Raw genomic sequence first — 18,140 nt, forward strand, 5'->3', positions numbered from 1 at the left:
AGCTGCACGCGGGAGTTGGCACCGGGATTGCGTTGGAGTAGAAGCCCCCCACATCAGGGGCGAGCTAAGTCCGCCTCCTGCTTCATCTTCTTGACGTCGGCCCGCCCAGGTTCTTTGTCCAGGCTGGCCAATTCGGAACCTGACGTTTTCATTCACCTCGGAAAACTTCCATGCCGATTACCGATCTGGTCGCGCCCGAGGCGATTCTCCCGGCATTGAAGGTCAACAGCAAGAAGCAGGCGCTTCAGGAACTCGCGGCCAAGGCCGCCGAGTTGACCGGGCAGAACGAGCGTTCCGTGTTCGAGGTACTCCTGCAACGCGAGAAGCTCGGCACCACTGCGGTCGGCTACGGCGTCGCCATTCCCCACGGCAAGCTGCCCAAGCTGGAAAAGATCTTCGGCATGTTCGCCCGCCTCGATCGCCCGATCGATTTCGAATCGATGGACGGCCAGCCGGTCGATCTCGTCTTCCTGCTGCTCGCCCCCGAAGGCGCCGGTGCCGATCACCTCAAGGCGCTGGCCCGCATCGCCCGCCTGCTCCGCGACCAGGACATCGCCAAGAAGCTCCGCGCCTCGCGCGATGCCCAGGCGATCTATTCGGTGCTCGCGCTGCCGCCGGCGACCGCGGCGTAACTCCCCTCCTTCTTGCAGGATAAGGCCCGATCGATTCTGGCACCTGGATTGCGCGGCGCGCAGCAATCTCGTCATGCTCATCTTGATCTCGAAGGTAGAAGACGCGAATATCTTCCCGTTTGAGACGTAGGGCATAGGGGGCGGCCCTCACATCGTTAAGGGCCGTTCGCCGTTATGGACTGAGTGCACGTGACTGGGAATGGAAGGGCGCCGCTGCACGTCGGTGCCGGGGCGGAAGAGCGGCCCGCGGCCGTGCTTCAGGGTGGTCAGCTTGGCGCCGGACTGCATACCGCAGCGGACTCCGATGCATATGAAAGCGCGATCTGGAAAGCGCCAAGCGCCGGCGTGGAACGGCTGGCGAGAAACGTGATCCGCAGCTCGATCACCCTCAACGTGATCGCATCAATGGGTGTTCTTCACCCCGCATTACTACCTTCAGAGTGGAGCTATGTGCAGCAGGCGGTCGCGCTGCTGATGTGGATCGTCTCGATCTATGCCAGTGTCTTCGTACGGCCGCGGGTCCGGATCCAGCCCAATCCAGATCTCATCGCGTTGGTCACATTTTATGCCCTCGCGGCCGTTTCCGTTCTCTGGACCACGCTTTCCATCGCAGCGATCATGAAGAGCGTTGCACTTGTGGTGACGACTTTCGGTGCGTATTGCCTCATCACGCGTATCGACATCGACGAGATCGTCGGATCCACGGCGCTTGGGCTGTTCGTTCTGGTCGCCGCCTCGGCGTTGTGCGCCGTCTTCGTGCCCGAGATCGGCGTCGACCAGAGCTGGATGCACAACGGCCAGTGGCAAGGAATCTACGAATCGAAGCAGACGCTCGGCTTTATCAGCGCATATCTGATGTTCTTTGCCTGTTATCAGAAGATCACGGGGCAGGGATGGATTGCATTCCTCGTGTCGCTTGTTCTGGCATCGACCTGCGTCATCGCCTCGGAGTCGCGTGGTGCCGGCGCTGTCGCATTCGCGGCAGGCGGGCTGCTCGTGACTTCCATGTGGTCGATCCGCTGCATGAAAATCTATGCGGTGTTGCCATTCATCATGTGCATCCTGGCCGCTCTGCTGATGCTGTATTTTTACGTGACGGGGTACGATTCCATCCATCTCGGCGAGGCGACCGTCGATTTGACCGAGCGGACCTTCATTTGGCAGTACGCCATCGGCCATTTCAACGATGCGCCGCTGCTGGGCTTCGGCATCAACGGATTCTGGACGCGCCCCGCGATCTACGACTATTTCAACCAGAATCATGGCTGGGTGCTCGACAATTATCATAGCCGGTTACATCGCGGTCGCGATTGAAACTGGATTTCTGGGATATTTGCTGTTCGTCACGAGCGTTTATCTGTTCTCGGAAAAGGTCCTCTATTTGATCGCCACCCGGTCGATCGATCGGTATCACTGCGCGCTGATCATCGGCTTCGTCGTCCTGAGCTTTCAATCGAACTTCACGGAGACGATGTTTCTTCGCTCGACAATGTTCACGTCGGTGCTGCTCGTCGCATTCTCCTTCGCAGTGTGCAGGCCGGTGCCCCAGCAGGGGCCTGCAGCGATGACGGGGCAAACAGGATGAATGCCATCCGCGTCCGCTGGACGATAGCCTTTCGTCTTGTCTTGGCACTATCCGTGCTTCCGATCTGCTTCCGGACCGAGGCAGCCGGACAGGCCAACACGCCCCCTGCTCCAAAATTGGGGCGCGGCATCAACATCCTCGGCTACGACGGCGTCTGGGAGGGAGGCCGAAACGCGCCATTTCGTCTGGACAACCTCACTGCGATCAGACGCGCCGGGTTCTCGCACGTTCGGATCAATTTCTTCGGCTTTAAATTCATGAATCCGGAGAAGGTAATGGATGAAGTCGTCTTGAGGCGGCTCGATGGCGTCATCGAGGAAGTGCTCGCCCGAAATCTCATCCCCATCCTGGACGAGCACGATACCCATGTTTGTCAGCGCGACATCTCCGAGTGCACAGACAAGCTGAAATCGTTCTGGACCCAAATCGCCGCGCGCTATGCCGGGAAATATCCAGCACTTGTCTTCGAGGTCCTCAACGAGCCGGGCGGGCAGATGTCGTCCACCGGCTGGAACGGCCTTCTGAACGAGTGCCTCAGCATCGTCCGCGCCACCAATCCCCGGCGGACGGTCATCGCTTCGGTTCTCAACGTCGACGAGATGCCGGTTGAGGACCTGGTCCTGCCGTCGGATGACCGGAATCTGATCGTCACGTTTCACTATTACGCGCCGATCCGTTTCACCCATCAGGGCGCACCGTGGTCGCCCACATTCTCGAGAATCGGCCCGGTCGACTGGGGTACCCCGGAGGATAAACAGAAGGCCCGCGCCGATTTCGAGAAGATTCGGTCCTGGTCCCAAAGAGAAAAGCGCCCGATCTATCTCGGCGAGTTCGGCGTGTACGAGGCCGCTCCAGCCGAAGCACGGACCAGATATCTGTCATTCGTGGCGCGGAGCGCAGAGCGGCTTGGCTGGGCTTGGGCATATTGGCAGTTCGATCATGATTTCGCGGCCTTCGACAGCGCGCGTCAAGCCTGGAAGCCGGACATCCTGCGGGCACTGCTTCCGGCCGGGCGTTGAGGTGCATCCGGGACGCGAGCCATCGCCGCACACTGCGTCATTGCGAGCGAGCGAAGCAATCCAAAATCTTGCCACGGAAAGATTCTGGATCCCCCAAAGCAAACGGGCACGCCTTCCTGCGAAGGCATGCCCGCTTGAAACCCTATTCGTGCGACGCGCGCGTGCTCAGTGCACGCTCACCGCTTGCAGCTCGTTGCTCCAGGCGTTGGCGATCGCGGCTTCGCGGCTGTCGGTCAGCATGATCGGCGTGCCGTCGGCGGCGTGGAGCGCGAAGAGCTTGAGGCCCGGCGCGATCTTCGGCGCTTCGGGAAACAGGCCCGGCACATCCTCAGAGCGGATCTGCTTCACATAGGCGATATGGCCTTCGCCGAGGGTTGCCAGCGTCTCCGGCGAGACGTTCTTGGCTTCGTATTCGAACGCAACGTGACCTTCACTCATGGTCTCGACTCCTCTCTCGAAACTAAGCGGTCGAGTCCGCTACTCGTTCCATTATTCGTGCTCATTGATAGCGATTGTCTTAACGATCCTCTCCGGTTCCGGCCGGGCAAGATCGATCGCCAGCAATCCGTTCTTCAGATCCGCACCCAGCACCAGCATCCCCTCCGCCAGCACGAAAGTGCGCTGGAAGTGGCGCGCGGCGATGCCGCGATGGATGTATTGCCGGGTCTTGTCGTCCTGCTGCCGCCCGCGAATGACGAGCTGGTTTTCCTCAATGGTTACATCGAGTTGGTCGCGGGTGAATCCGGCGACCGCCAGCGTGATCCGCAGACGCTCGGGCTGGCCCTCCGACCGGTCGCACCTCTCGATATTGTAGGGAGGGTAACCGTCGGCGCCTTTGACGACCCGATCGAGCACGCGCTCGATCTCGTCGAAGCCCAGAAGGAAGGGACTGGAAAGCGTGGGAACACGAGACATAGTTTACAAAGTCCTCTCGAAGCGACTTTGGTGCATCAGGGCCCGTACAGGCACCCCTTGATCAGCAATATGGGCATATCCGCGTGTGGGTTCAAGGACGTAGCCGGGGCTGTGGACTGGCAGCTCACCCGCTCTGCCATGCACAAAAGCTGACTTGTCGCCATGGCGCGAAACGCCTGCCACAAGCCGGCCCGACGAAATTGCGGTGTGATTTTTCTCAACAAAAACAAACCCCCTTCTACTGTGCATGGGGTTGTTTTCGCGTTTTTTAATCGACGGCCCAGCGGAACCCGGTCAGGCCTCGATCCGCGTCCGCCCATCGCCGCTGAACAGATGCAGCTTTTGGCGCATTGCTGCGACGCGGATCTTCTCGCCGATCGGCGGCGCCTCTGAGCCGGGAATGCGGACGATGACCTCGCCGGGCGGCAGTTCGCCGGGGTTGGCGGCGATGCGCTGCTCGTCCTGGGCCCGCATGCCGTAAACGAAGGTTTCGGCGCCGACGCGCTCGATCGCTTCCACGGTGAGCGGAAGGGCGACGCCGCCGGCCGGGGTCTGGTCGGTGATGACGAAATCCTCCGGGCGAATGCCGAGGATGCCGGCGTCGGTGCTGCCGAGCTGCGACTTGATCTCGTCGGCGCGAATCGACATCAGATTCATCGGTGGCGCGCCGATGAAGGAGGCGACGAAAGTCGTCGCCGGCTTCTCGTATATCGCCAAGGGATTGCCGACCTGCTCGACCTGGCCGCCATTCATCACCACGAGAATGTCGGCGAGCGTCATCGCCTCGAGCTGGTCGTGGGTGACGTAGATCGACGTGGTGTTGAGCCGGCGCTGCAATTTGCGGATCTCGACCCGCATCGCGATGCGGAGCTTTGCGTCGAGGTTGGACAGCGGCTCGTCGAACAGAAACACCTTCGGCTGGCGCACGATGGCGCGGCCCATGGCGACGCGCTGGCGCTGGCCGCCGGAGAGCTGGCGCGGCTTGCGCTCCAGCATCGACGTGAGCTCGAGCACGCGCGCAGCTTCGTCGACGCGGGTCTTGACCTCAGCCTCCTTCATGCCGCGGTTGCGCAGGCCGTAAGCCATGTTGTTGAAGACGCTCATATGCGGATAGAGCGCGTAGTTCTGGAACACCATCGCGATGTCGCGGTCGGCGGGCTCGATCTGGTTGACGATGCGGCCGCCGATGTCGATCTCGCCGCCGGTGACGGTTTCGAGGCCTGCGACCATGCGCAGCAATGTCGACTTGCCGCAGCCGGAGGGACCGACCAGCACGCAGAACTGGCCGTCGCCGACATCGACGTTGACGCCCTTGATGGCCTCGAAGCCGCCGGGATAGGTTTTGCGGACGTTGCGCAGGGTGACGTTAGCCATGGGATTTACTTTTCCGTCTCCACGAGTCCGCGCACGAACAGTTTCTGCATCACGACGACGACGAACACCGGCGGCAGCATCGCGAGCACGGCCGTCGCCATCACGATCGGCCATTCGGTCAGCGCGTCGGTGGTGGTGATCATCTTGCGGATGCCGACCTGGATGGTCTGCATGTCGTCGCGGGTGGTGATCAGCAGCGGCCAGAGATATTGATTCCAGCCGAGGATGAAGAGGATCACGAACAGCGCCGCCATGTTGGTGCGCGACAGCGGCAGCAGCGTATCCCAGAAGAAGCGCAGGGGACCGGCGCCGTCGATGCGCGAGGCCTCCAGCAGCTCGTCCGGCACCGTCATGAAGAACTGGCGAAACAGCAGCGTCGCGGTGGCGGAGGCGATCAGCGGCAGTGACAGGCCCGCATAGCTGTCGAGCATGTGCAGATCGGCGACGATCTTGTAGGTCGGATAGATGCGCACCTCGACCGGCAGCATCAGCGTGATGAAGATGATCCAGAAGATCGGCATCCGGAAGGGAAAGCGGAAATAGACGATCGCGTAGGCCGAGATGATCGAGATCGCGATCTTGCCGACCGCGATCAGCAGCGCCATCACCAGCGAGTTCAGCATCATGTTGCCGACGGGCTCGCGGGTCGATCCGCTCGTGCCGACGAAAATGGTCTGGTAGTAGACCTCGAAGAAATGGCCGCCCGGCAGCAGCGACATTTGCCCGTTGGCGATCAGCGCGTTGTCCTGGGTCGAGGCGACGAACGCGATGTAGACGGGGAAGGCGACGACCGCGATCCCGATCCAGAGGATGATGTGGGCGATGTAGCGCCGGAAGCCCTCTTCCTCGACCATCAGTAGGTCACCTTGCGTTCGACGAACCGGAACTGGATTCCGGTGAGCACGATGACCATGACCATCAGGATCACCGACTGCGCCGCCGAGCTGCCGAGATTGCCGCCGAGCAGGCCGTCGGAATAGACCTTGTAGACCAGCGTGACCGTCGACGTTCCGGGGCCGCCGCGGGTCATCGTGTCGATGATGCCGAACGTGTCGAAGAAGGCGTAGACGATGTTGACCACCAGCAGGAAGAAGATGGTCGGCGACAGCAGCGGGAAGGTCACGGTCCAGAACCGCCGCATCGGACGGGCGCCGTCGATCGCGGCGGCTTCGAACACGCTCTTTGGGATCGCTTGCAGGCCGGCGAGGAAGAACAGGAAATTATAGGAGATCTGCTTCCACGCGGCGGCGAGGATGATCAGCGCCGCGGCCTGGTCGCCGTCGAGCAGCGGATTCCAGTCGACGCCCATATTGCGCAGATAGCGCGAGAGCACGCCGAGCGAGGGATGCAGCATGAAGATCCAGAGCACGCCGACCACGGGCGGTGCCACCGCATAGGGCCAGATCAGGAGCGTGCGGTAGAGCATCGAGCCACGCAGCGGCTTGTCCGCCATCACGGCGAGCAGCAGCGCAAAGGACAGCGACGAGACGGCAATGGCGAACGAGAACAAGAAGGTCCGGACGATCGCCTCGAAATAGGCTGCGTCCTTGAACAGCTCGACGTAATTCTCGAACCAGACAAAGGTGGTCGACAGACCGAACGCATCCTGGAGCAGGAAGGACTGGATCACCGCCTGCAGGGCCGGCCAATAGAAGAAAATCAGGACGATCGCGAGCTGCGGCGCAACCAGCGCGTACGGTAACAGTCTTGACTGGAAGATGGCTTGCTTTTGCATGATGCCAGCAGAGCGGCAGGCCGGGTCGCGGCCTGCCGCTCATTGCCTCACTTGACGGCGGTCTTTTCGAACTGCCGCAGCATCGTGTTGCCGCGCTCGACGGCGGCATCGAGCGCCTGCTTGGCGGTCTTCTTGCCGGCCAGCGCCTGCTCAATCTCTTCCGACCAGACGTCACGCAGCTGCACCATGTTGCCGAGGCGCAGACCGCGCGAATTCTCGGTCGGCTCCTTGTTGGTCAGCTCGAGCAGCGGGGTCTCGAGATAGGGCTGATCCTTGTAGAAGCCTTCTTCCTTCGCCTTGGCGTAGGCCGCCTTGGTGATCGGCAGGTAGCCGGAGGCCTTGTGGATGTAGACCTGGCGATCGGTGTCGGAGAGGAAGGTCAGGAATTTCGCGACGCCCTTGTATTCCTCGGCCGACTTGCCGCCCATCACCCACAGCGAAGCGCCGCCGATGATCGAGTTCTGCGGTGCGCCCTTGACGTCGGGATAATACGGCATCGGCACGGCGGTGAAGTTGAACTTGGCCTGCGCCTTGACGTTGCCGAAGAAGGCCGACGAGGTCAGGTAGATCGGGCACTCGCCCGAAGTGAAGCGGCCTTCGCCGGTGTTGGTGCGGCCGGCGTAGTCATAGGTCTTGGTCTTCTGCAGCTCGACCAGGGTTTCGAGATGCTTGACCTGAAGCGGTCCGTTGAACTCGAGCACGGTGTCGAAGCCGTCGAGGCCGTTGGCCTTGCTGGCGAGCGGCACGTTGTGCCACGCCGAGAGCTGCTCGAGATTGACCCAGGTGATCCAGGAGCCCGAGAAGCCGCAGGTGTCATGACCGGCAGCCTTCAGCTTCTTGGCGGCCTCGAACGTTTCGGGCCAGGTCTTCGGGATCTCTACGTTCGCCTTCTTCAGCTCGTCGAGGTTCACCCACATCACGGTCGAGGACGAGTTGAAAGGGAAGGACAGCATCTCGCCCTTCGACGTCGAATAATAACCGGTGATGGCGGGCAGGTAGATCTTGGGGTCGAACTTCTCGCCGGCGTCGGCCATCAGCTTGTAGACGGGCTTCACGGCGCCGGTCGCGGCCATCATGGTCGCGGTGCCGACTTCGAACACCTGCATGATGTGCGGGGCGTTGCCGGCGCGGAACGCCGCGATGCCGGCGTTCATCGTATCGGGATAGTTGCCCTTGTAGGTCGGGATCACCTTGTAGTCGCTCTGCGACGCGTTGAAGTCGGTGGCGAGCTTGACGATGACGTCGTTGTTGGCGCCGGTCATCGCGTGCCACCACTGGATTTCGGTCACGGCCAAGGCCGGCGAGGCCGACAGTCCAATCGTGAGTGCAATAGCGGCAGCCGCTCCAAAATGTCGAAGAGCCATCAAGTAAACCTCCCTTGGGCCGTCAAAAATGATCGCTTGCGCTAGCAGCGCCATATGACGTTCACATGACTGTGTAAGCGGCCGAAACGAAAGCGGCAAGCGCTGGAAAAGGGAAGCCGTCAAATAGGCGAATGCCGCGCGCGCAGCGTCCTCCGTTCGCGGTGCACAGAGCGCCCGCACCGCACTGCGGCATTGCCGTGGGATGTGGAAGGCGAGGGCGCTAGCGCTTGCGCTCGGGGCCGCAGACAGTGCCCTGCTCGACCATCGCGTCGATCTCGGACCTGGAGTAGCCGAATTCGCCCAGCACCTCGGCGGCGTGCTCGCTGAATTTCGGCGGCAGGCGCCGCAGGCTCGGCTTGCTGCGGTCGAGCCGGATCGGCGACGCCACGCCCTTGTACCAATCCTTCTCGATAATATCGCCGCGCGCGATCGTGTGCGGGTTGGTCAATGCCTGGTCGATCTTCTGCACGGGGCCGGCGGGCAGGCCCGCGGCGAGCAGGCGATTGCACAGCGGCTCGGCCTCGTGCTGGCTGAACACGGCGGCAAGCTCGGCCCGCAGCGCCTCGCGATTGCCGATGCGATCCTTGTTGCGCGCAAAGCGCGGATCGGTGCCGAGCTCGGGCTTGCCGATCTCCTTGGCGAGCTTGCGGAAGGTGCCGTCATTGCCGACGCCGATGAAGATGTCGTCGGTCTTGGTCGGGAAGATCGCATAGGGCACGAGGTTGGGATGCTCGTTGCCGGTGAGCGACGGCGGCTTGCCATGCATGAAATAATTCGCGGTGTGCGGATGCATGATGGCGAGACCGGTCTCGTACAGCGTGGTCTCCAGGAACTGGCCCTGGCCCGAGCGCTGCCGCTCCGACAGCGCCATCAAGATGCCGATCGCCGCATAGAGGCCGGTGCCGATGTCGACCAGCGGCACGCCGATCCGCATCGGTCCGCTCTCGGGCGAGCCGGTCGCCGCGATCATGCCGGTCATGGCCTGGATGATGGCGTCATAGCCGGGATTGCCGCCGCGCGGCCCGTCGGCGCCGAAGCCGCAGATCCGGCAATGCACGAGGCGCGGGAATTTTTCCCGCAACACCTCGTTGCCGATGCCCCATTTCTCCAGCGTGCCCGGCTTGAAGTTCTCGATCAGGACGTCGGCGCTCTCCAGCATCTTGAGCAGCACGGTCCGGCCGCCCTCGGAGGCGAGGTCGAGGCCGATCGAGCGCTTGTTGCGGTTGATGCCGATGAAATAGGCCGCGTCTTCCTCGTGGAAGGGAGGGCCCCAGTCGCGTACCTCGTCGCCTGCGGGCGGCTCGACCTTGATCACGTCGGCGCCATGGTCGGCGAGGATCTGGGTGCAATAGGGGCCGCCGAGCACGCGCGTCAGATCGATGACGCGCAGGCCGCTCATTGCACCCATGGCAGCTCCAGAACTGGCGGCTTCAGTCATGCCTTCGCGTCCCCTGTGTCGGTATTGATCACAGGCCTAACGAGGTTCGTCCGAGCCGGCAATGGCTTCGCGCGTAGGGCGTCATGCAGGCCGCTCGCCGCAATCCCGCGAGATGGCAAATCAAGGGAGGCGGCCGGCCCGGGGGTATCCCGGGCCAGCCGCTTCACCGAAACCGGTCAGACCACCGTCAGGCGGACGTCGACATTGCCGCGCGTCGCGTTGGAATACGGACACACCTGGTGCGCCTTCTCGACCAGCGCCTCGGCTTCCGCGCGGGCGAGGCCTGGCAGCGAGACGGCAAGGTCGATGTCGAGACCGAAGCCGCCGGCCGCGCGCGGGCCGATGCCGACGGTCGAAGTCACGGAGGCGTCGGCCGGAACCTTGGGGCCGCCCTGCGAGGACACGAACTTCATCGCGCCGATGAAGCAGGCGGCATAGCCCGCAGCAAACAGCTGCTCGGGATTGTTGCCGGCGCCGCCTCCGCCGCCGAGCTCCTTCGGCGTGGTGAGCTTGACGTCGAGCGCGCCGTCGAGGGTCGCGGCATGGCCGTCGCGGCCGCCGGTGGCCTTTGCGCTGGTCTTGTAGAGGACGTTCACTGACATTTTTGTCTCCCTGTGTTTTCGGGGTGGGGGCGCCATCTTTATCGCAGGCAATTAGATTGCGCGCAATTGAAATTATAGCGTCTCACATTTAATTGTTCGCAATTGAATGTAGCGACGGCCGGCCCCAGAATGGAGCAAGTCCTGTGAGATTCTCGATGCCCCGGAAACATTCGGCAGCGGACGCGCCGCTGCGCCTCGACAACCAGATCTGCTTCGCGGTCTATTCCGCCGCGCATGCCTTCAACCGCGTCTACAAGCCGCTGCTGGACCGGCTCGGCCTGACCTATCCGCAATATCTGGTGATGCTGGTGCTGTGGGAGCGCGACGACGTGCCGGTCAAGAGCATCGGCGAAAAGCTGCACCTGGATTCGGGCACGCTGACACCGCTGCTCAAGCGGCTCGAGGCGGCCCACCTCGTCAAGCGCACGCGCTCCAGCGAGGACGAACGTCAGGTGCTGATCGCGTTGACCGCGCAGGGCCAGGCCCTGAAGGACAAGGCGCGGGCCGTGCCGCAATCGATCCTGGCGGCATCGGACTGCTCGGTCTCGGAACTTGTCGCGATGAAGGACGAGATTGTGGCGTTGCGCGATCGGTTGAATGCGGTGATCGGGGAGTAGGGTTAGAGCCGTTTCTTGGCGAAGGCGCGACCGGACGCTGACTTCAGGTACTTCTCGAATGCTACGGCCTGCTTCTCGTTGCTGAACGCGACGTAAGTCTTGATCCGCCAAGGTCCGTATTTCGAGGTGTGGGGCACCTCACCAGCATTGTGCTTTGTCAGTCGGGCGCGCAGATCTTCGGTAATCCCGACGTAGAAGTGGAGCGAATTAAGGCTTTCAAGGATGTAGACGTACTTCACAGCACACTCCCCAGTTGTCGAGGGAGAGCTTACATCCGCTTTTGATCTGCTGAAGCCCGGCTTCGCCCTTCGGGCTACGCCGCGGCAGCCTTCGCTAGCTTCGCTACATTGGAGCGGAGCTGGCTTGCCGAGCCGTAGCTGGCGAAGCCAGCGAAGGCTGGTGGAGCCAGGCGGGATCGAACCGCCGACCTCTTGCATGCCATGCAAGCGCTCTCCCAGCTGAGCTATGGCCCCTTAACCGTCCGACGCGCCTTGGGCGACGCGTCGGGAAAGACCCAGAACCACAGTTCTGGAATTATCTCAAGTCTCTTCGTCACCGCCGACATCACCAATGATGTCGGTGACGTCCTCATCGCCTTCTTCGTCGTCGGCGATAAAGGTCGAATCATCGTCGTCATCGTCCTCGATAGTTTCATCGACTTCGATGTCGTCCTCGGATTCGGGCACGACGGCCTTGACCTTGCCGGTGTTCTCCTCGGCATCGGCCTCCTCGAGCGAGACCTCCTCGACCTCCGCCGGCTCTGGCGTGGCGTCGGCGGCAGCGGCTGCGTGACGGGCTTCGGCACCGCGGGGTGCGCGAGCCGGCGCGATGGGCGCGATCGGCACGACTTCACCGGTATAGGGCGAGATCACCGGATTCTTGTTGAGGTCATAGAACTTTTTGCCCGTGGTCGGGCAAATACGTTTAGTTCCGAGTTCGGACTTGGCCACGGCAGAGGAATCCTGGAAATGTCTGAAAAGCGGTGCTTCACTTGGCTAGTTGGCGGCCCGCTGTCAATAGCGCATTGCGGGAGAACGACATGCCCGTGACGGCGGGGAGACCATGTGGTACCTGCCCCGCGAGTCCCACAGGGACGTTTCGGGCCTACCAAGGACACAAACTTGACCGATTCCGACAAGCCGACGCCGCTCCAGTCGCGCGCCAGCGGTCCCCTGACCGGGAAAGTAAGGGTGCCCGGAGACAAGTCGATCTCCCACCGTGCCCTCATCCTCGGCGCGCTCGCGGTCGGAGAGACACGGATTTCGGGCCTCCTGGAGGGCGAGGACGTCCTTAACACCGCCAAATCGATGCAGGCGCTCGGCGCCGCGGTCGAGCGCACCGGAGATTTCGCCTGGAAGGTGAACGGCGTGGGTGTCGCAGGCTTTGCGGAGCCCAAAGCGCCGCTGGATTTCGGCAATTCCGGCACCGGCTGCCGGCTCGTCATGGGCGCCGTCGCCGGCTGCCCGATCTCTGCGGTTTTCGACGGCGATGCCTCGCTGCGCAGCCGGCCCATGCGCCGGATCCTGAATCCGCTGGAAAAGATGGGTGCGAAGGTCGTCTCCGGCGGCGAGGGCGGCCGTCTGCCGCTGACCGTCCAGGGTGCGCGCGATCCGCTGCCGATCACCTACAAGACGCCTGTCGCCTCCGCCCAGATCAAATCCGCCGTCCTGCTCGCGGGCCTGGCCGCGCCGGGCACCACGACCGTCATCGAGACCGAGGCCAGTCGCGACCACACCGAGCTGATGCTCAAGCATTTCGGCGCCGAGATCACCTCGGTGCAGGAAGGTCAGCACGGCCGCCGTATCACGCTCGTGGGGCAGCCTGAGCTGCATGGCGCCAATGTCGTCGTGCCCGCCGATCCCTCGTCGGCGGCGTTCCCCATCGTTGCTGCGCTGATCGTCGAAGGCTCCGAGATCGTCCTGTCCGATGTCATGACCAATCCGCTGCGGACCGGTCTTTTCACCACGCTGCGCGAAATGGGGGCCTCGATCGAGGAAAGCGAAGTTCGCGGCGACGCCGGCGAGCCGATGGCAAAGCTGCGGGTGCGCGCCTCGAAACTGCGCGGTGTCGAAGTGCCGCCGGAGCGCGCACCGTCGATGATCGACGAATATCTGGTGCTTGCGGTGGCGGCCGCCTTCGCCGAGGGCACGACCATCATGCGCGGCCTGCAGGAGCTGCGCGTCAAGGAATCCGACCGTTTGGAGGCAACCGCCGCCATGCTCCGCGTCAACGGTGTCAAGGTCGAGATCTCCGGCGACGATTTGATCGTCGAAGGCCACGGCCACGTTCCCGGCGGCGGCGTCGTGGCCACCCACATGGATCATCGCATCGCGATGTCCGCGCTGGTGATGGGCTGCGCCTCCGATCAGCCGGTAACCGTCGATGACACCGCCTTCATCGCCACCAGTTTTCCGGATTTCATCCCGATGATGCGTTCGCTTGGGGCCGATTTTTCATGATCATTGCCATCGACGGGCCCGCGGCGTCGGGCAAGGGCACCCTCGGCAAGCGCCTTGCCCACCATTACGGCTACCGTCACCTTGATACCGGCGTGATCTATCGCGCGGTGGCCTATTCCCTCATGCAGTCCGGTCATGATCTCCGGGACGAGGCGGCGGCGGTCGCTGCGGCGCTGGAACTCGATCCCGAAAAGTTCGGCAATCCCGCCCTGAAGACCCAGAAGGCCGGCGAGGGCGCCTCGATCGTCTCGGCGATCCCCAAGGTGCGCGAGGCCCTCATCAACTTTCAGCGGCAATTCGCCGCCGATCCGCCCGGCGCCGTGCTCGATGGGCGGGATATTGGAACCGTGATCTGCCCCCATGCCGACGTGAAGATCTTCGTCGTCGCCGACCCCAAGGTCCGTGCCCGCCGCCGGACCATGGAGGCCAAGGCGCGGGGCGAGGAGGCCGACGAGGCGGCCGTGCTCGCCGATATCATCCAGCGCGACGAACGCGACAAGAACCGGGCGATCGCGCCCCTGAAGCCGGCCCCGGATGCTTACTTGCTAGATAACTCCCAACTGGATATAGAAGGCGGCGTCCGGGCCGCCATCGACATTATCGAGGCCGTCCGAGCGGGCCGGTCGCGGGGTTAAGCCGCTGCCGTCATTGGAGGAAGCGCCCGCTCCCGCTCTTTGAGGTCGATACTCTCGGTCCCTGCTTGGGCCGACGCGATCCAGGCTCCGGACAAAAGATTTCCACGTATCGAACGCGCGGGCCTCAGCCGGCCCGCTTCCGCTGTTCCGCCCTCCAGGTCGGAGCAGCGAGCGGTCGCTCGAAGGTTCTGCGGACCTTCCGACACTGCGCGTACGGTGCGCCCAAGAACCCAACGGCCGGCATGACATCCGCAACTGGAGAACAAATGGCTTCGACTTCTGCTGATACCTATAGCCCGTCGCGCGACGATTTCGCCGCGATGCTCGACGAGTCCTTCGCAGGCGGCAACCTGCAGGAAAGCTCAGTCATCAAGGGCAAGGTTGTTGCAATCGAAAAGGACATGGCCGTCATCGACGTCGGCCTGAAGACCGAGGGCCGCGTTGCCCTGCGCGAATTTTCCGGCCCCGGCCGTGACAGCGAGCTCAAGGTCGGCGACGAGGTGGAAGTGTTCCTCGATCGGATCGAGAACGCCCTCGGCGAAGCCGTGCTGTCGCGCGACAAGGCGCGCCGCGAAGAGAGCTGGGGCAAGCTCGAGAAGGCCTTCCAGAACAACGAGAAGGTCAACGGCGTCATCTTCAACCAGGTCAAGGGCGGCTTCACCGTCGACCTCGACGGTGCCGTGGCCTTCCTGCCGCGTTCGCAGGTCGACATCCGTCCGATCCGCGACGTTGCGCCGCTGATGAACAACTCGCAGCCGTTCCAGATCCTCAAGATGGACCGTCGCCGCGGCAACATCGTCGTGTCCCGCCGCACGGTTCTCGAAGAGACCCGCGCCGAGCAGCGCCAGGAACTGGTGCAGAACCTCGAAGAGGGTCAGGTCATCGACGGCGTGGTCAAGAACATCACCGATTACGGTGCGTTCGTTGATCTCGGCGGCATCGACGGTCTGCTGCACGTCACCGATATCGCGTGGCGCCGCGTCAACCATCCGACCGAGGTGCTCTCGATCGGCCAGACCGTGAAGGTCAAGATCATCAAGATCAACCACGAGACGCACCGCATCTCGCTGGGCATGAAGCAGCTGTTGGACGATCCGTGGCAGGGCATCGAAGCCAAGTACCCGCTGGGTGCCCGCTTCACCGGTCGCGTCACCAACATCACCGACTACGGCGCGTTCGTCGAGCTCGAGCCGGGCATCGAAGGCCTGATCCACGTCTCCGAGATGTCGTGGACCAAGAAGAACATGCACCCCGGCAAGATCGTTTCGACCTCGCAGGAAGTCGAAGTGCAGGTGCTGGAAGTGGATTCCGTCAAGCGCCGCATCTCGCTCGGCCTCAAGCAGACCATGCGCAACCCGTGGGAGGTCTTCGTCGAAGGTCACCCGACCGGTTCGACGGTCGAGGGCGAGGTCAAGAACAAGACCGAATTCGGTTTGTTCCTGGGCCTCGAGGGCGACGTCGACGGCATGGTCCATCTCTCCGACCTCGACTGGAAGCAGCCGGGCGAGCAGGTGATCGACAACTACAAGAAGGGCGACATGGTGAAGGCCGTGGTGCTCGATGTGGACGTCGAGAAGGAGCGCATTTCTCTTGGAATCAAACAGCTTGAAGGCGACCCCTTCGCCGAGCCGGGCGATGTCAAGAAGGGCGCGGTCGTGACCTGCGAAGTGATCGAAGTGAAGGAGAGCGGCATCGAGGTGAAGATCACCGGTACCGACTTCACCACGTTCGTGAAGCGCTCGGAGCTCGCTCGTGACCGCAACGATCAGCGCGCCGAACGCTTCGCCGTCGGCGAGAAGGTCGATGCCCGCGTGATCCAGTTCGACAAGAAGGCCCGCAAGGTCCAGGTGTCAATCAAGGCGCTCGAAGTCGCCGAAGAGAAGGAAGCCATCGCGCAGTACGGCTCTTCCGATTCGGGAGCAACGCTCGGCGACATCCTCGGCACCGCGCTCAAGAACCGCGACACCAAGTAAGCGAAACGCAGGTTTCACTGCATCAAAGCCCCGGCGCGAGCCGGGGCTTTTTTGTAGTGAGGTCGTCGCCCGGATGGGGCGAAGTGAAATCCGGGAAAGCCTCTCCGTGAGGCGAGAACCCCGGATTACGCTTGCGCTCCATCCGGGCTACGCGGCAGCCGGCCTTGTTTTCTTCTAATTGCGCCGCAATTGATGTATCCAGATAAGCCAATGGCGACGCTGCGACGGCACAACGCGCCTGGCCTTTCATTTGGAGATATTGAGATGTCACTCGATTCGGACATCATCGTCGATCGCCGCAGGATCCGCCGCAAGCTGACGTTCTGGCGCGTATTGGCCGCGCTGATCGCGATCGCGGCGATCGCAGGCTTCGCGCTGGTCGCGACGCCTGGTGCGCGCGGCACGTTCGCGTCCGCCGGCTCGATCGCGCGGGTCCAGATCGAGGGCCTGATCCGCAGCGATTCCGATCGGACCCAGGCGCTCGAGCGGCTGGAGAATTCGCAGGCCGCCGCCGTCATCGTTCACATCAATTCGCCGGGCGGCACCACCGCCGGCTCCGAGCAGCTCTATGATTCGCTTGTACGGTTGAAGGCAAAGAAGCCGCTCGTTGTCGTCGTCGAAGGCCTCGCCGCCTCCGGCGGCTACATCACCGCGATCGCCAGCGATCACATCATCGCCCAGCAGAGCTCGCTGGTCGGCTCGATCGGCGTGCTGTTCCAGTTTCCGAACGTCTCGGAGCTGTTGAAGACCGTCGGCGTCAAGGTCGAGGAGGTAAAGTCCACGCCGCTGAAGGCCGCGCCCAACGGTTTCGAGCCAACCAGCCCTGAGGCACGGGCGGCGCTCGATGCGTTGGTGAAGGATTCCTATGCCTGGTTCAAGGGATTGGTGAAGGAACGGCGTGGCATGGATGACACGCAGCTCGAGAAAGTGGTTGATGGCCGTGTCTTCACCGGACGCCAGGCCATCGATCTCAAGCTGATCGATCAGATCGGCGACGAGAAGACCGCCGTGACCTGGCTGGTCGAGCAGAAGGGCGTCAAGAAGGGGCTCTCCGTGCGCGATTACAAGCTGCAGCCGCGCTTCAGCGATCTGCCGTTCCTCAAGACGGCGGCCGCAGTAACGCTGGAAGCACTGGGTTTAGGCTCGATTGCGCATCAAATCGGACAAACCGGCGTCGCACAGGCGGTCGATCGGCTCGGAATGGATGGAATGCTCGCCTTGTGGCAGCCGGCGGCGTCGAACTGACCGGAACCGGGCGAGCTACAGAGGTTTTTCCCGTTCGGCGCGTGTAGGTCCAGCCCGCTTTTTCGGCATTTGTCACGTGTTTTCACGACGCTCAACCCTCATTTAGCGTCTTGACAGATCACGGTATTTTCACGGAAATGGTCGTCCGCACGCTCCCGGGTCCTATCTCTCGATGATCAAATCCGAACTTGTTCAGCGTATCGCCGAGCACAACCCGCATCTGTACCAGCGGGATGTCGAGAACATTGTGAATGCGATTCTCGAAGAGATCGTAGCGGCTCTCGCGCGCGGTGATCGCGTCGAGTTGCGCGGCTTCGGTGCCTTCTCGGTCAAGCATCGCCCTGCACGCGCAGGGCGCAATCCGCGCACCGGCGCCCATGTGCCTGTCGATCAGAAGAGCGTTCCGTTCTTCAAGACCGGCAAGGAAATGCGCGAACGGCTGAATCGCGACCATCCGGATCCAGGCGCGCCAGACTGAGGTCCACCTCAGGGTTTCCCGCGGTCGCCAGTGATGCGGCCGCAACCTCGATTCAAGGCGAGCGAGCCG

General features: G+C 62.7%; 18 protein-coding genes, 1 tRNA gene and 1 pseudogene. 9 read left to right on the forward strand and 11 right to left on the reverse strand.

What is annotated here, in order from left to right; genetic code table 11:
* Positions 1 to 170 precede the first annotated feature (170 nt).
* The 3 genes and pseudogenes from ptsN (at position 171) to ACIPUD_RS08510 (ending at position 3,236) form a co-directional block, all read left to right on the forward strand.
* Positions 171 to 632 carry a PTS IIA-like nitrogen regulatory protein PtsN gene (gene ptsN / locus ACIPUD_RS08500; RefSeq protein ID WP_018455745.1) on the forward strand — a complete coding sequence of 154 codons (462 nt, stop codon included), beginning with the start codon at positions 171 to 173 and terminating at the stop codon, positions 630 to 632.
* Between the two features lie 450 nt (positions 633 to 1,082).
* A pseudogene (locus ACIPUD_RS08505) lies at positions 1,083 to 2,217 on the forward strand (O-antigen ligase family protein).
* Positions 2,214 to 3,236 carry a glycoside hydrolase family 5 protein gene (locus ACIPUD_RS08510; RefSeq protein WP_446480382.1) on the forward strand — a complete coding sequence of 341 codons (1,023 nt, stop codon included), beginning with the start codon at positions 2,214 to 2,216 and terminating at the stop codon, positions 3,234 to 3,236. The pseudogene ACIPUD_RS08505 and the gene ACIPUD_RS08510 overlap by 4 nt, the downstream one beginning before the upstream one ends.
* 165 nt (positions 3,237 to 3,401) lie before the next feature.
* Here the strand turns inward: ACIPUD_RS08510 and ACIPUD_RS08515 are convergent, their stop codons facing one another.
* The 8 genes from ACIPUD_RS08515 to ACIPUD_RS08550 all read right to left on the reverse strand — a co-directional run bounded on the left by ACIPUD_RS08515 (position 3,402) and on the right by ACIPUD_RS08550 (position 10,664).
* Positions 3,402 to 3,674, reverse strand: a complete 273-nt coding sequence (locus tag ACIPUD_RS08515; protein ID WP_007598581.1) for a BQ00720 family protein — start codon at positions 3,672 to 3,674, stop codon at positions 3,402 to 3,404.
* 51 nt (positions 3,675 to 3,725) lie between these two features.
* The gene (locus ACIPUD_RS08520) at positions 3,726 to 4,151 is read right to left on the reverse strand and encodes an Hsp20 family protein (protein ID WP_007598583.1); all 426 of its coding nucleotides are present in this window, start codon (positions 4,149 to 4,151) and stop codon (positions 3,726 to 3,728) included.
* A 294-nt stretch (positions 4,152 to 4,445) separates the two neighbouring features.
* Positions 4,446 to 5,525 carry a sn-glycerol-3-phosphate import ATP-binding protein UgpC gene (locus ACIPUD_RS08525; protein ID WP_446480383.1) on the reverse strand — a complete coding sequence of 360 codons (1,080 nt, stop codon included), beginning with the start codon at positions 5,523 to 5,525 and terminating at the stop codon, positions 4,446 to 4,448.
* Between the two features lie 5 nt (positions 5,526 to 5,530).
* Positions 5,531 to 6,379: a sn-glycerol-3-phosphate ABC transporter permease UgpE gene (ugpE, locus tag ACIPUD_RS08530; protein WP_027514732.1), complete on the reverse strand. Its 849-nt coding sequence runs from the start codon at positions 6,377 to 6,379 to the stop codon at positions 5,531 to 5,533.
* Entirely contained in the window at positions 6,379 to 7,260 is an 882-nt protein-coding gene (gene ugpA / locus ACIPUD_RS08535) for a sn-glycerol-3-phosphate ABC transporter permease UgpA (protein WP_018455751.1), read from the reverse strand. The genes ugpE and ugpA overlap by 1 nt, the downstream gene beginning before the upstream one ends.
* Positions 7,261 to 7,307: 47 nt before the next feature.
* On the reverse strand, positions 7,308 to 8,624 hold the full coding sequence (gene ugpB, locus ACIPUD_RS08540; protein WP_085349940.1) for a sn-glycerol-3-phosphate ABC transporter substrate-binding protein UgpB: 1,317 nt from the start codon (positions 8,622 to 8,624) through the stop codon (positions 7,308 to 7,310).
* Between the two features lie 220 nt (positions 8,625 to 8,844).
* Positions 8,845 to 10,062 carry a CaiB/BaiF CoA transferase family protein gene (locus tag ACIPUD_RS08545; RefSeq protein ID WP_026233020.1) on the reverse strand — a complete coding sequence of 406 codons (1,218 nt, stop codon included), beginning with the start codon at positions 10,060 to 10,062 and terminating at the stop codon, positions 8,845 to 8,847.
* A gap of 176 nt (positions 10,063 to 10,238) precedes the next feature.
* Complete coding sequence (locus ACIPUD_RS08550; protein ID WP_007598424.1) at positions 10,239 to 10,664, reverse strand: organic hydroperoxide resistance protein; 426 nt, start codon at positions 10,662 to 10,664, stop codon at positions 10,239 to 10,241.
* A gap of 155 nt (positions 10,665 to 10,819) precedes the next feature.
* Here ACIPUD_RS08550 and ACIPUD_RS08555 point away from each other — a divergent pair, with 155 nt between their 5' ends.
* On the forward strand, positions 10,820 to 11,281 hold the full coding sequence (locus tag ACIPUD_RS08555) for a MarR family winged helix-turn-helix transcriptional regulator (RefSeq protein WP_377786704.1): 462 nt from the start codon (positions 10,820 to 10,822) through the stop codon (positions 11,279 to 11,281).
* A gap of 2 nt (positions 11,282 to 11,283) precedes the next feature.
* Here the strand turns inward: ACIPUD_RS08555 and ACIPUD_RS08560 are convergent, their stop codons facing one another.
* The 3 genes from ACIPUD_RS08560 to ACIPUD_RS08570 all read right to left on the reverse strand — a co-directional run bounded on the left by ACIPUD_RS08560 (position 11,284) and on the right by ACIPUD_RS08570 (position 12,231).
* Entirely contained in the window at positions 11,284 to 11,520 is a 237-nt protein-coding gene (locus ACIPUD_RS08560; protein ID WP_446480384.1) for a GIY-YIG nuclease family protein, read from the reverse strand.
* Positions 11,521 to 11,678: 158 nt separating this feature from the next.
* Positions 11,679 to 11,754 (reverse strand) — tRNA-Ala (locus tag ACIPUD_RS08565).
* A gap of 66 nt (positions 11,755 to 11,820) precedes the next feature.
* Positions 11,821 to 12,231: a TIGR02300 family protein gene (locus ACIPUD_RS08570; RefSeq protein WP_007598417.1), complete on the reverse strand. Its 411-nt coding sequence runs from the start codon at positions 12,229 to 12,231 to the stop codon at positions 11,821 to 11,823.
* Positions 12,232 to 12,402: 171 nt separating this feature from the next.
* Between ACIPUD_RS08570 and aroA the strand changes: the two genes are divergently transcribed.
* The 5 genes from aroA (at position 12,403) to ACIPUD_RS08595 (ending at position 18,071) form a co-directional block, all read left to right on the forward strand.
* Positions 12,403 to 13,740, forward strand: a complete 1,338-nt coding sequence (aroA, locus tag ACIPUD_RS08575; RefSeq protein ID WP_446480385.1) for a 3-phosphoshikimate 1-carboxyvinyltransferase — start codon at positions 12,403 to 12,405, stop codon at positions 13,738 to 13,740.
* Positions 13,737 to 14,375 (forward strand): (d)CMP kinase, encoded by a 639-nt coding sequence (cmk, locus tag ACIPUD_RS08580; protein WP_018455758.1) that lies wholly within the window; start codon positions 13,737 to 13,739, stop codon positions 14,373 to 14,375. The genes aroA and cmk overlap by 4 nt, the downstream gene beginning before the upstream one ends.
* Before the next feature lie 266 nt (positions 14,376 to 14,641).
* Positions 14,642 to 16,348 (forward strand): 30S ribosomal protein S1, encoded by a 1,707-nt coding sequence (rpsA, locus tag ACIPUD_RS08585; RefSeq protein WP_027566167.1) that lies wholly within the window; start codon positions 14,642 to 14,644, stop codon positions 16,346 to 16,348.
* Between the two features lie 264 nt (positions 16,349 to 16,612).
* The gene (gene sppA, locus ACIPUD_RS08590) at positions 16,613 to 17,593 is read left to right on the forward strand and encodes a signal peptide peptidase SppA (protein ID WP_018455760.1); all 981 of its coding nucleotides are present in this window, start codon (positions 16,613 to 16,615) and stop codon (positions 17,591 to 17,593) included.
* 172 nt (positions 17,594 to 17,765) lie between these two features.
* Positions 17,766 to 18,071 carry an integration host factor subunit beta gene (locus ACIPUD_RS08595; RefSeq protein WP_007598410.1) on the forward strand — a complete coding sequence of 102 codons (306 nt, stop codon included), beginning with the start codon at positions 17,766 to 17,768 and terminating at the stop codon, positions 18,069 to 18,071.
* Positions 18,072 to 18,140: the final 69 nt, after the last annotated feature.

The organism is Bradyrhizobium sp. CAR08 (genome assembly GCF_052871955.1).